General features: G+C 67.6%; 10 protein-coding genes and 7 tRNA genes. 3 read left to right on the forward strand and 14 right to left on the reverse strand.

The window, feature by feature from the left end; translation table 11 throughout:
• Positions 1-62 precede the first annotated feature (62 nt).
• The 8 genes from ruvB to thrS all read right to left on the reverse strand — a co-directional run bounded on the left by ruvB (position 63) and on the right by thrS (position 7570).
• On the reverse strand, positions 63-1097 hold the full coding sequence (gene ruvB, locus ACQ3HB_RS16125) for a Holliday junction branch migration DNA helicase RuvB (protein WP_430921315.1): 1035 nt from the start codon (positions 1095-1097) through the stop codon (positions 63-65).
• On the reverse strand, positions 1094-1720 hold the full coding sequence (gene ruvA / locus ACQ3HB_RS16130; protein ID WP_430921317.1) for a Holliday junction branch migration protein RuvA: 627 nt from the start codon (positions 1718-1720) through the stop codon (positions 1094-1096). The genes ruvB and ruvA overlap by 4 nt, the downstream gene beginning before the upstream one ends.
• Entirely contained in the window at positions 1717-2331 is a 615-nt protein-coding gene (ruvC, locus tag ACQ3HB_RS16135; RefSeq protein ID WP_430921319.1) for a crossover junction endodeoxyribonuclease RuvC, read from the reverse strand. Before ruvC ends, ruvA begins: the two co-directional genes overlap by 4 nt.
• Before the next feature lie 114 nt (positions 2332-2445).
• Positions 2446-3204, reverse strand: coding sequence for a YebC/PmpR family DNA-binding transcriptional regulator (locus ACQ3HB_RS16140; RefSeq protein WP_430921320.1), 759 nt, complete (start codon positions 3202-3204; stop codon positions 2446-2448).
• A gap of 144 nt (positions 3205-3348) precedes the next feature.
• Positions 3349-3951, reverse strand: a complete 603-nt coding sequence (gene pdxT, locus ACQ3HB_RS16145; RefSeq protein WP_430921322.1) for a pyridoxal 5'-phosphate synthase glutaminase subunit PdxT — start codon at positions 3949-3951, stop codon at positions 3349-3351.
• A complete protein-coding gene (gene pdxS, locus ACQ3HB_RS16150; RefSeq protein WP_430921324.1) occupies positions 3941-4846 on the reverse strand; it encodes a pyridoxal 5'-phosphate synthase lyase subunit PdxS in 906 nt (301 codons plus the stop codon). The genes pdxT and pdxS overlap by 11 nt, the downstream gene beginning before the upstream one ends.
• 172 nt (positions 4847-5018) lie before the next feature.
• Positions 5019-5597 carry an HIT family protein gene (locus tag ACQ3HB_RS16155; RefSeq protein WP_430921326.1) on the reverse strand — a complete coding sequence of 193 codons (579 nt, stop codon included), beginning with the start codon at positions 5595-5597 and terminating at the stop codon, positions 5019-5021.
• On the reverse strand, positions 5594-7570 hold the full coding sequence (gene thrS / locus ACQ3HB_RS16160) for a threonine--tRNA ligase (protein WP_430921328.1): 1977 nt from the start codon (positions 7568-7570) through the stop codon (positions 5594-5596). Before thrS ends, ACQ3HB_RS16155 begins: the two co-directional genes overlap by 4 nt.
• A gap of 252 nt (positions 7571-7822) precedes the next feature.
• Here thrS and ACQ3HB_RS16165 point away from each other — a divergent pair, with 252 nt between their 5' ends.
• Positions 7823-8518 (forward strand): lysoplasmalogenase, encoded by a 696-nt coding sequence (locus tag ACQ3HB_RS16165; RefSeq protein ID WP_430921330.1) that lies wholly within the window; start codon positions 7823-7825, stop codon positions 8516-8518.
• A 371-nt stretch (positions 8519-8889) separates the two neighbouring features.
• On the opposite strand, the gene ACQ3HB_RS16170 is transcribed toward ACQ3HB_RS16165, so the two are convergent.
• From ACQ3HB_RS16170 to ACQ3HB_RS16195, 6 genes are all read right to left on the reverse strand, one after another.
• Positions 8890-8961: transfer RNA gene (locus ACQ3HB_RS16170), tRNA-Val, on the reverse strand.
• 24 nt (positions 8962-8985) lie between these two features.
• Positions 8986-9059 (reverse strand) — tRNA-Cys (locus ACQ3HB_RS16175).
• Positions 9060-9113: 54 nt separating this feature from the next.
• A tRNA-Gly gene (locus ACQ3HB_RS16180) sits at positions 9114-9185 on the reverse strand.
• A 306-nt stretch (positions 9186-9491) separates the two neighbouring features.
• A tRNA-Val gene (locus ACQ3HB_RS16185) sits at positions 9492-9563 on the reverse strand.
• Between the two features lie 66 nt (positions 9564-9629).
• Positions 9630-9700 (reverse strand) — tRNA-Cys (locus ACQ3HB_RS16190).
• 77 nt (positions 9701-9777) lie between these two features.
• Positions 9778-9849: transfer RNA gene (locus ACQ3HB_RS16195), tRNA-Gly, on the reverse strand.
• Between the two features lie 168 nt (positions 9850-10017).
• Between ACQ3HB_RS16195 and ACQ3HB_RS16200 the strand changes: the two genes are divergently transcribed.
• Positions 10018-10093: transfer RNA gene (locus ACQ3HB_RS16200), tRNA-Val, on the forward strand.
• Positions 10094-10179: 86 nt separating this feature from the next.
• A complete protein-coding gene (locus ACQ3HB_RS16205) occupies positions 10180-11685 on the forward strand; it encodes a DUF3375 domain-containing protein (RefSeq protein ID WP_430921332.1) in 1506 nt (501 codons plus the stop codon).
• Position 11686: the final 1 nt, after the last annotated feature.

Genomic DNA, 11686 nt, shown 5'->3' on the forward strand with positions numbered 1-11686 from the left:
AGGGGAACCTTCCAGAGGGGTATGGGGGTCGGACACGCCGTCGGCGCACCGCCAAAGGGTAATTATAGGTGATCGAGCGTGGGCGCTTGCTGAGAAGGTGACCTGCCGAAGTGCTGCCAGGCGTTCCGAGTCGCGATCCTGCCGCGAGGCGTCCGCGAGATGAGCCCGATGCGGACGAGGAACGGCTCCACGACGGACTCGATGGTCTCCGGCTCCTCACCGACCGAGACCGCGAGCGTGTTGAGGCCGACGGGTCCGCCGTCGAAGCGGTCGAGCATCGCCTCCATGACCGTGCGGTCGAGGCGGTCGAGGCCGAGCGCGTCGACGTCGTAGAGCTCGAGGGCTGCGCGCACGGTGGCGAGGTCAGCAGCTCCCCCGTGCACGAGCGCGTAGTCGCGGACGCGGCGGAGCAGGCGGTTCGCGATGCGCGGAGTACCGCGGCACCGACCGGCGATCTCCGCGATCGCCTCGCCGTCGATCGTGAGCCCGAGCATGTCCGCCGTGCGCGCGAGCACCTGCTGAAGTTCCGACTCGTCGTAGAACTCGAGGTGCGCAGTGAAGCCGAAACGGTCTCGGAGGGGGTTCGGGAGGAGCCCGGATCGGGTGGTGGCGCCGACGAGCGTGAAGGGGGCGAGTTCGAGCGGGATGCTCGTCGCTCCCGCGCCCTTGCCCACCATGATGTCGATGCGGAAGTCCTCCATCGCGAGGTAGAGCATCTCCTCAGCCGGCCTGGCCATGCGGTGGATCTCGTCGATGAAGAGGATCTCTCCCGGCGTGAGCGACGACAGGACCGCGGCGAGGTCGCCGGCGTGCTGGATGGCCGGACCGCTCGTGAGCCGCAGCGGCTTGCCTGTCTCGTGCGCGACGATCATCGCGAGCGTCGTCTTCCCGAGACCGGGAGGGCCGGCGAGCAGGATGTGGTCCGGCGTGCGGTTCTGCATGCCGGCGGCCGTGATGAGCAGTTGCAGCTGCCCACGCGCTTTGCTCTGGCCGACGAATTCGGAGAGCGACCGCGGGCGGAGCGCGCCCTCGAACGCGAGCTCGGCGTCGGATTCCGGTTCAGGGTTCGTGAGGTCGTCGTTCTGGGCGTCGCTCATGAGGTGCGTCCTGCGGAGTGCGCCGGACCGAGCCGGGCGAGCGCGAGGCGTAGGAGCGCGGGAACGGCGACCAGGTCGGTGGCTGAAGCGTCTGCTGAAGCATCGACGACGGCCTGGACCGCGGTCTTCTCAGGCCAGCCGAGGCCGATGAGGGCCGTGACGACGCGTTCGGAGATCGCCGATGCGTCGACGACTGCGCCGCTCTTCGCCGCCGTGGGCGGGGTGACCCGCAGCTTGCCGGTGAGCGAGAGGACGATGAGCTTCGCCGTCTTCGGGCCGATGCCGGACACCTTGCGGAACGGCGCGTCGTCGTCCGCGGCGACCGCAGCAGCGATCTGATCCGGCGTGAGCGAGCCGAGCACTCCGAGCGCCGACTTGGGACCGACCCCCGTGACGCCGAGGAGCAGCTCGAAGACCGCGAGTTCCTCCGACGACCGGAAGCCGAAGAGCGTGAGCGAGTCCTCGCGGACGATGAGCGTCGTCACCAACCGCGCCTCCTCACCGATGCGGAGCGAGAGCGCGAGTTCCGGGACGACCTGCACGGCGAAGCCGATGCCGCCCACTTCGATCACGACGACGCTCCCGAGAGCGCTGAGGACGGGGCCACGTACGGAGGAGATCACGATCCAAGCCTAGGGCGAGCGACGGACACGGGGTGCTTCGACGTGCGCTCCGCCGCCTGCCAGGCACGTTGGGCGGGGGTGAGGCCGGCACCGGCAGCGGCGCCAGGCATCGACTGGGACACGGCAGCGGCCGTACTCGGGCGCCACGCGTGGCAGATCGCGAGGGCGAGCGCATCCGCGGCGTCCGCCGGCTTCGGCGCCTCGGCGAGCCCGAGGATCCGTGCGACCATCGCCTGCACCTGCTTCTTGTCCGCCTGGCCGTAGCCGGTGACCGCGGCCTTCACCTCGCTCGGCGTGTGCAGCCCGACGGGAATGCCACGTGACGCGGCCGCGTGGAGCGCAAGCCCGCTCGCCTGAGCCGTGCCCATGACCGTGCGGACGTTGTGCTGCGCGAACACCCGCTCCACCGCCATCGCGTGCGGAGCCGTGCGTTCGATGAATTCCGCGATGCCCTCCGCGATGGCGAGCAGCCGGAACTCCAAGGGAAGGTCCGGATCGGTCCGCACCACCCCGTACTCGACGAGCACGGCTGTGCGGTTCGGCTCGACGTCCACGACGCCGACGCCGCATCTGGTGAGCCCAGGATCGATGCCGAGCACTCTGAGCGTCATACTCCGAGGTTAACGACCAACGGGTCGCCCGCAGCGCGGGCGACCCGGAGTGTCGTACATCCGTTCGAATCGAGGCGCTCCTGTGGGGCGCCCCCGAGGGACGGCTCTCGGCGACTACTCGTCGGCTTCGAGCTCCGCCTGGACCTCCGGCGAGATGTCGAGGTTGCTGTAGATGTTCTGCACGTCGTCGTTGTCCTCGAGGGCGTCGATGAGGCGCAGGACCTTGCGAGCGGTCTCGGCGTCCACCTCGACCTTCAGGCTCGGGACGAACGCGACGTCCGCCGAGTCGTAGTCGATGCCGGCTTCCTGGAGCGCGGCGCGCGTCGCGACCATGTCGCTCGGGTCGGTGATGACCTCGAACGTCTCGCTCTCCGTCACGACCTCTTCCGCCCCTGCGTCGAGCACGGCGCCGAGGACGTCGTCCTCGGTCGTGCCCTCGGCCTGGACGACGATGAGGCCCTTGCGGTGGAAGTTGTACGCGACACTGCCCGGGTCGGCCATGGTGCCGCCGTTGCGGCTCATGATCGTGCGGACGTCCGCTGCGGCACGGTTCTTGTTGTCGGTGAGGCACTCCACGAGGAGTGCGACGCCGTTCGGGCCGTAGCCCTCGTACATGATCGTCGTGTAATCGATCGACTCACCGGCGAGTCCCGCACCGCGCTTGACGGCGCGGTCGATGTTGTCGTTCGGGACCGAGGTCTTCTTCGCCTTCTGGATGGCGTCCACGAGAGTGGGGTTGCCGGAGAGGTCGGCTCCGCCCATCTTGGCGGCGACTTCGATGTTCTTGATGAGCTTCGCGAACGACTTGGCGCGACGGCTGTCGATGACGGCCTTCTTGTGCTTGGTCGTTGCCCACTTGGAGTGTCCGGACATGTGCTCCCTAACTGCGTGAAAAGAACCCACCCAGTCTAGAACAGCTGCGGCACGCGTGCCGTCAGGCGAGCCGCCGGAGGCCCGACCGACCGTAGAGAGGCCCGTGAACAGGCCTCTGCGCAAGCTCAGGCGCTTGCGCAAAGCTCAGACGGCTGCAGCCACCTTGGTGAGGAAGTACGCGTGGAAGCGCGTGTCACCGGTGACTTCCGGGTGGAACGACGTGCCGAGCAGGTTGCCCTGCTCGACGGCGACCATGCGGCCGTCCGGCAGGGACGCGAGCGGTGTGACCGACTCCCCCGCCGACTCGACGATGGGCGCGCGGATGAAGACCGCGTGCACGGGCGGTTCGCCGAGGACCGGGATCTCGAGATCGGTCTCGAACGAGTCGAGCTGCGAGCCGAAGGCGTTGCGACGCACCGAGACGTCGAGGCCGCCGAGACTCTGCTGCCCGACGATGCCGTCGACGATGCGGTCCGCGAGCATGATCAGCCCCGCGCACGTCCCGTAGACCGGCAGACCGTCCGCGATCGCCTGCTTGAGCGGCCCCTGGAGGTCGAACGTCCGCGAGAGCTTGTCCATCACGCTCGACTCCCCACCGGGGATCACGAGGCCGTCGACGGCAGCGAGCTCCTCCGGGCGTCGGACGAGCGTGACGCTCGCTCCGAGCCCGGAGAGCACTGCTGCATGTTCGCGGAAATCGCCCTGGAGGGCGAGGACGCCGACGCGGGGCGAGCTGCTACCAGCCACGCTCGGCGAGGCGGTGCGGCGCCGCGAGGTCGGAGACGTTGATGCCGACCATCGCTTCACCGAGTCCGCGGGAGACCTCGGCGATGACGGCCGGGTCGTCGTAGAACGTGGTGGCCTTGACGACGGCTGCCGCACGCTGAGCGGGGTTGCCCGACTTGAAGATGCCGGAGCCGACGAACACACCGTCCGCGCCGAGCTGCATCATCATGGCCGCATCGGCGGGGGTGGCGACGCCGCCGGCGGTGAAGAGCACGACGGGGAGCTTGCCGGTCTCGGCAACCTCGACGACGAGGTCGTACGGAGCCTGGAGTTCCTTGGCCGCGACGTACAGCTCGTCCTTGCTCATGGCGCTGAGGGCCGCGACCTCGGACTTGATCTTCCGGATGTGCTTCGTCGCCTCGGAGACGTCGCCTGTTCCGGCTTCGCCCTTCGAACGGATCATGGCCGCACCCTCGTTGATGCGACGCAGCGCCTCACCGAGGTTCGTGGCACCGCAGACGAAGGGGATCGTGAAGTTCCATTTGTCGATGTGGTTGACGTAGTCCGCGGGGCTCAGGACCTCCGACTCGTCGATGTAGTCGACGTCGAGGGCCTGGAGGACCTGCGCTTCGACGAAGTGGCCGATGCGGGCCTTCGCCATGACGGGGATGGAGACCTCGGCGCGGATGGCGTCGATGAGGTCGGGGTCACTCATGCGGGCGACGCCGCCCTGCGAGCGGATGTCTGCGGGGACGCGCTCGAGCGCCATGACGGCGACGGCTCCTGCGTCTTCGGCGATGCGGGCCTGCTCAGCTGTGACGACGTCCATGATGACGCCGCCCTTCAGCATCTCTGCGAGGCCGCGCTTCACGCGGTTCGAGCCGTATTCTCCGGTGGACGTGGCGCTATCGGTCATGGTGTCGATTCTACTCGTGAGTGGTGTGGTGGATCGCCGTCCACCGTCCAGGAATTGGACTGGCGGGCGGCAGCGGTTGTGGTGCGGATGCCTGCGTCGTGGGGCCGGTGGGTGCTGCTCAGCGAGGTTCGGCTGCTCGGCTCGGTACGGGTGATCGGCTTGGTTCGGGTGGTCAGGCGTCGTCTGACGGCCACGCGTCGGCGATGGCCTTCCGGACGTCGCCGAGGAGCTGTGGCAGGGCTTTCGTCCTGGCGATGATCGGGAAGAAGTTCGCATCGGTCGCCCACCTCGGCACGATGTGCTGGTGGAGGTGCGCGGCGATGCCGGCCCCTGCGACCTGACCCTGGTTCATCCCGATGTTGAACCCGTCGTTCCGCGAGACCTGCTTCACGACGCGCATGGCCGTCTGCGTGAGGTTCGCGATCTCGACGACCTCCTCCTGCGTCGCGTCGTCATACATCGCCACATGGCGGTACGGGCAGACGAGCAGGTGCCCCGAGTTGTACGGGAACAGGTTGAGCAGGACGAAGGCGTGTGTGCCGCGGTGGACGATGAGCGCTCGCTCGTCGTCCATCGACGGCGCCATGCAGAACGGGCAGCCGTCGTCGTCGGGCTGGCCCTGCTGGATGTAGACCATCCGATGCGGGGTCCACAGCCGCTGGAACTCGTCCGGAACTCCGGCGAAGTCGCTCGACGCCTCGAGTTCGGCGTCGGCGAGTCCGCCGTCGCCGAACCCGTGGTCGTCGGTCATGCTGGCAGCTCCTCCGCGCCGTTCACGAGCACGCGCTGGGCGATCGACTCGCGGATGCGACGGATCGCGTCCTCGACGGGCACGCCGTTCTCCTGCGTGCCGTCGCGGAAGCGGAAGCTGACCGAGCCGTTGGCCTGGTCCTCTTCGCCCACGATCAGCTGGAACGGGACCTTCGCCTTGGTGTGGTTCCGGATCTTCTTCTGCATCCGCTCATCGGACGAGTCGAGCTGGGCGCGGATCCCGAGCGCCTTGAGCTGAGCGATGACGGAGCCCAGGAACTCGCCGTATTGCTCGGCGACGGGGATGCCGACGACCTGCACGGGCGCGAGCCACACCGGGAACGCTCCGGCGTAGTGCTCGAGGAGGATCGCGAAGAACCGTTCGATCGAGCCGAGGAGTGCGCGGTGGATCATGGCAGGCTGCTTGCGCGTGCCGTCCGCTGCCGTGTACTCGAGCTCGAAGAGCTCAGGCTGGTTGAAGTCGAGCTGCACGGTGGAGAGCTGCCAGGTCCGGCCGATCGCGTCGCGGGCCTGCACGGAGATCTTCGGACCGTAGAACGCGGCTCCGCCAGGGTCGGCGACGAGCTCGAGGCCGGACTCGATAGCGACAGCTCGGAGCGTCTCGGTGGCCTGCTCCCAGAGCTCGTCGGAGCCGACGGACTTCTCGGGGTTCCGGGTGGAGAGCTCGAGGTAGAAGTCGTCCAGCCCGTACCCGCGAAGCGTCTCGAGGACGAATTCGAGCTGCTTGCCGACCTCGTCCTTGATCTGCTCCTCGGTCACGTAGATGTGGGCGTCGTCCTGCGTCAGACCGCGAACACGGGTGAGACCGGACAGCGTTCCACTCTTCTCGTAGCGGTAGACGGTGCCGAACTCCGCGAGACGGAGGGGCAGCTCACGGTAGCTGCGGCCTCGTGCACGGTAGATCAGGTTGTGCATCGGGCAGTTCATGGGCTTCAGGTAGTAGTCCTGGCCCTGCCTGGTGATGTTGCCCTCGGCGTCGTGCTCCTCGTCGAGGTGCATCGCCGGGAACATCCCCTCCTTGTACCAGTTGAGGTGCTGGCTGGTCTCGAAGAGGTGGCCCTTGGTGATGTGCGGCGTGTTCACGAGCTCGTAGTCGTTCGCGATGAGCCGCTCGCGCATGTAGTTCTCGATCTCGTTGCGGATGATGCCGCCCTTGGGGTGGAACACGGCCAGGCCGGAACCGATCTCCTCGGGGAACGAGAACAGGTCGAGTTCCGCGCCGAGCTTGCGGTGGTCGCGCTTCGCGGCCTCCTCGATGCGGGCCTGGTAGGCGCGCAGCTCGTCCTTCGTCGGCCATGCGGTGCCGTAGATGCGCTGCAGCTGCGGGTTCTTCTCACTGCCGCGCCAGTAGGCCGCTGCGACGCGCGTCAAGGCGTACCCGTTGCCGATCATGCGAGTGTTCGGGAGGTGCGGCCCGCGGCAGAGGTCCTTCCAGAGGGTCTCGCCGGTCTTGGGATCGACGTTGTCGTAGATCGTGAGCTCGGAGCCGCCGACCTCGACGTTCTCGCCGTCCTGGCCGTTCTCGGCCGAACCGCCCTTGAGGCCGATGAGCTCGAGCTTGTACGGCTCGTCTGCGAGCTCGATGCGCGCCTCGTCCTCGGTCACGACCCGGCGGATGAACCGCTGGCCCTGACGGATGATGCGGTCCATGTTCTTGGAGATCGCCTTGAGGTCCTCCGGCGTGAAGGACTCGGCGACGTCGAAGTCGTAGTAGAAGCCGTCGGTGACGGGCGGGCCGATGCCGAGGTTCGCGTGCGGGTCGATCTGCTGCACGGCCTGTGCGAGCACGTGCGCAGCCGAGTGGCGGAGGATGTTCAACCCATCCGGAGTGTCGATGTGGACGGCCTCGACGGTGTCCGTCTCCGTCACCGTCGTGGCGAGGTCTTTCAGCTCGCCGTTGACGCGCATGGCGACAACGGAACGGTCGGTGAACAGTGCGAACCCGTCACTCACGGATGGTGCTCCTTCTCAGCTCGTTCCAACCGTTCCACCTTACTGCGAGCCGACGCGTACCCCGTGCGCCCGGCGAACTCGCTGCGAGCGGACAGGTGCCCCGTGCGCCCGGCGAACTCGCTGCGAGCGGACAGGTGCCCCGTGCGCCCGGCGGAGCATCGCCATCGTGCGCACTCAGGGACAGCCCTAGGGTGCCAGGGACGCCCGCTGGGTAGAGTTGTCCGCAATCGCGCATCGGACGACGGAGGCAGTGTGAGCGGACCGGATCACCCATCGACGATGGCCGTGTTCGCCGTCTTCCCCGTGATCGCCATTGTGCACGTCGCCGGTCTCGCCCTGGACCTCTCGTGGCTGTCGCTCACGACGAAGCCGCTCATCATGCTCTCCCTCGCCGTAGCCCTCGTCTGGTCGGTCACGGCGATCAGTCGAGCGCTGATCGTCACGCTCGTCGCGATCCTCTGCAGTTGGCTCGGCGACCTCGCCCTCATGGTTCCGGGCGAGATCCCGTTCCTGCTCGGCATCGTGGGCTTCATGCTCGCTCAGGCCGCCTACGTCATCCTCTTCCGAACGCAGCTGCGCACGAGGCGCCTCCCGTGGTGGTCGCTCGTCTACGTGCTCTGGTTGGCAGTCGGCGTCTGGCTGCTCGTCCAGCAGTCGATGGGCCCGCTCCTGCCCGCCGTGATCGTCTACGGTGCCGTGATCGGTGCTATGGCGGCCTCGGCAACGGCGACGACGCCCATGATCGCGGCGGGCGGCGCGCTCTTCCTGATCTCCGACTCGCTCATTGCGATCGACCGGTTCGTTCCGTCACTTCCGCTCTGGGCCGCCGACGAACTCATCATGATCGGCTACTGCGCCGGCCAGGGGCTCATCGTCTTCGGAGTGGCTCGTGTCCTCCGCGCCCGTGCCGCTATTCGCGTTCGAGCGGGATCCACGTCGATCGCCTGACTCCGGTGACGGCACGGCTCCGGAGGGGCGGGACTGGGCCGTTCGGTGCACGACGCGCACGACGAGTGCGCAACAGGACGAGGAGCGCGGCCGCCAGTGCGAGGAGAAGCATGGCCGCCGCCAGGAGGTTCCACACCAACACCGACACGTTCACCCCCGAGGACGTCGCGCCGCCCGTCCCGCAGCGCGTTCTCCACGCTACGCACGGGGTGATGGCCCACAACAGGGGGGTAGCCCTGCATCTCAGGAGTGCATCCGCTCTCCCCCGACGACCAGCGGAAATACCTCGGACGAGACGGAAGGTCGGCATGTCGGCACCGGATACGCAGAAGGCCCCGACGTCTCCGTCGGGGCCTTCCGTTTCTTCTGTGTGGGCGATACTGGGATCGAACCAGTGACCTCTTCCGTGTCAGGGAAGCGCGCTACCGCTGCGCCAATCGCCCGGGTATTCAGTTCTGCTGTGCGAGTGGAGGTGGCGACGGGATTCGAACCCGTGTGGACGGCTTTGCAGGCCGCTGCCTAGCCTCTCGGCCACGCCACCGCGTGTGGGTGAAGCCCACGGCCGCAACCGATCACAGACCGGTCACTGCACTCGAGCGGATGACGAGATTCGAACTCGCGACCCTCACCTTGGCAAGGTGATGCGCTACCACTGCGCCACATCCGCATTTCACAACCGGTTTCCCGGGTGCTTGAAAACTCTAGCCGATGCCGGAAGGCGTTCGTGACATCGGTGGGCCTCGACCCGCGTTCTTCCCCTGAATGACGCGGAAAACTCGTTGTGCAACCCGGGCGCGTCTCGCGGTGTGAGCGCTGCCCGAGCGCAGGAGGAACCCACGGGAGGAGGACGATGTGCACGAAATCGTCCTGCCGCCGTGCGGTTGTCCTCACCCCACGCGGCGCCCGCAGCAACAGCAGCGCAACAACGCAGAAGGCCCCGACGTCTCCGTCGGGGCCTTCTGCTTGTTCTGTGTGGGCGATACTGGGATCGAACCAGTGACCTCTTCCGTGTCAGGGAAGCGCGCTACCGCTGCGCCAATCGCCCGGGGTGAACCGGCCCGGTGAACCGGGGTGCTGCTCTGAGTGCGGTCAACTCTGCAAGCAGAGTGTGAGGTGGCGACGGGATTCGAACCCGTGTGGACGGCTTTGCAGGCCGCTGCCTCGCCTCTCGGCCACGCCACCGCGTGTGGGCGAGCCCACATGCGCGACCCGTCCGAAGACCGATCACAACCGGCCCGAAGGCCGGTCTGTTGCACTCGAGCGGATGACGAGATTCGAACTCGCGACCCTCACCTTGGCAAGGTGATGCGCTACCACTGCGCCACATCCGCATTTCGCTCGCATTGCTGCGTGCTGGGAAGACTCTATCCGTTCGACGGCAGAACCTCAAACCGAGCCGCGGATCGTGACCGGCCGGGCGTGTCAGGCGGCCGATGTGCGCTCGCCTTCCAAGTTCGGCTAGTATCGTGAATCGCGGTTGTTCACGACGGACATCCTGCGGGCGATTGGCGCAGTTGGTAGCGCGCTTCCTTCACACGGAAGAGGTCATCGGTTCGAGTCCGGTATCGCCCACCACTCACCCCGGGACCCTCCCGGGGTTTCGTCGTTGTGGAGCGTGCGGATCCGCTCCCGACATCGTTTGGCACCGCGCTGGAGGCCCTGTGGGAGAGATCGACGGCGAGTTCGGCCGCGTCAGGGACGCACTCGAACGCCCGACGATCCGGCTCCTCAGCCGTCCCAGCTCCCCCGTGCTCGTCGCGATCTTCCGGGTGACCTTCGGACGCGACGTGCAGTACGTGCCGGCCGATCGTTTCCACCTGCAGGTCGAGGAGTATCTCGCCGACCTCGCAGCACGCGGCGCGAAGATCCCGTCGAACGGGGCCGAACGCGGCAGCGGCCGAGCACTCTGCCGGGAGTGGGTGCACGATCAGTGGCTCGTGCGCACGAGCACCGACGACGGCGAAGAGCAGTACTCGCTCACCTCGTACGCGCTCGAGGCGCTCTCCCTCATCGACGGCCTCTCGCAGGACCGCGCCCTCATCAGCGAGTCCCGACTCGCGATGATCCTCGATTCGGTCAGGCGCTGGGCCCTCAAAGCGAGCCCGGACCGCGATGAGCACGTCCGCCGCATCGACGCCCAGATCCTCGAGCTCACGGCTGAGCGCGACCGCCTCGCCGCTGGCGGCGTCGTCGAGGCCGCGACGAACGAGAACATGCAGGACGGCTACGCGAACGTCTCCGACCTCATCAGGCAGCTCCCGAGCGACTTCAAGCGCGTCGAGGAGTCCGTCGTCACGATGCACCGTGCGATCGTCGAGGACTTCCGCAACGACACGCGCCCCATCGGCGAGATCCTCGACGAGTACCTCAGCCGTACCGACGAACTCATGACCTCGACTGCCGAGGGGCGTGCGTTCGAGGGCGCGTTCGAACTCCTGCGCGACGAGAACCTGCTCCTCGGCCTGAAGAACGACCTGCAGGCGATCCTCGAGCACCCGTTCGCCGGCGGCCTGCCGAGTGGCGAGCAGCGGAGCTTCCGCGGCACCGTCGGCATCATCCGCCAGGGCATCGACGATGTGCTCGCGCAACGACGACGGCTCACGGCGACGCTGCGCGACCACATCGTGAACCACGACGTCATCCACGACGGGCACCTGGACGCCGTGCTCCGCTCGCTCAACCAGCAGCTCGCCGTGTGGATGCGGACCGCGGGCCCGCGCGCATCGGTCCCTCTGCCTCTCCTCCCGGAGTCGGTCGACGTCGACCACCTGCGCGAGCGCTTCCACGACCCGGACGTCGACATCGTGCCGCCCGGCATCGCCGACGATGACGACGACGCCCCGGAACCTCTCACCCTCGAGGAGCTCCGCACCCAGGGTGGGCCGCTCCTCATCGAGATGCGTGCGGCGCTCTCGGCGGCGGTCGACGGCGGCGCAGCCGACACCCATGACGTCTTCAACGCGCTGCCGGACGAGCTGCGGCGACCCGTCGAGCTCTTCGGTCTCCTGCACATCGTGACGCAGCTCGACGCCGACGAGCGCTCGACCGCGCGCGAGGCGTACACGGCCGTACGACCGGACGGCTCGCGCGCGACGTTCGAACTCCCGACCATCCCCCTGCTCGCTGACGACCTCCGAGCACTGCTCGAAGCAACCGAAACGGACTGAC

It is taken from the genome of Plantibacter lichenum, assembly GCF_050587525.1.
In the GTDB taxonomy this organism is placed as follows: Bacteria; Actinomycetota; Actinomycetes; order Actinomycetales; family Microbacteriaceae; genus Plantibacter.

Bases quoted from the DNA above. Each gene is read 5' to 3' on its own strand.
- ruvB (WP_430921315.1), bottom strand. From the start codon at position 1,097: ATGAGCGACGCCCAGAACGACGACCTCACGAACCCTGAACCGGAATCC.
- ruvC (WP_430921319.1), bottom strand. From the start codon at position 2,331: ATGACGCTCAGAGTGCTCGGCATCGATCCTGGGCTCACCAGATGCGGC.
- ACQ3HB_RS16140 (WP_430921320.1), bottom strand. From the start codon at position 3,204: ATGTCCGGACACTCCAAGTGGGCAACGACCAAGCACAAGAAGGCCGTC.
- pdxS (WP_430921324.1), bottom strand. From the start codon at position 4,846: ATGACCGATAGCGCCACGTCCACCGGAGAATACGGCTCGAACCGCGTG.
- ACQ3HB_RS16155 (WP_430921326.1), bottom strand. From the start codon at position 5,597: ATGACCGACGACCACGGGTTCGGCGACGGCGGACTCGCCGACGCCGAA.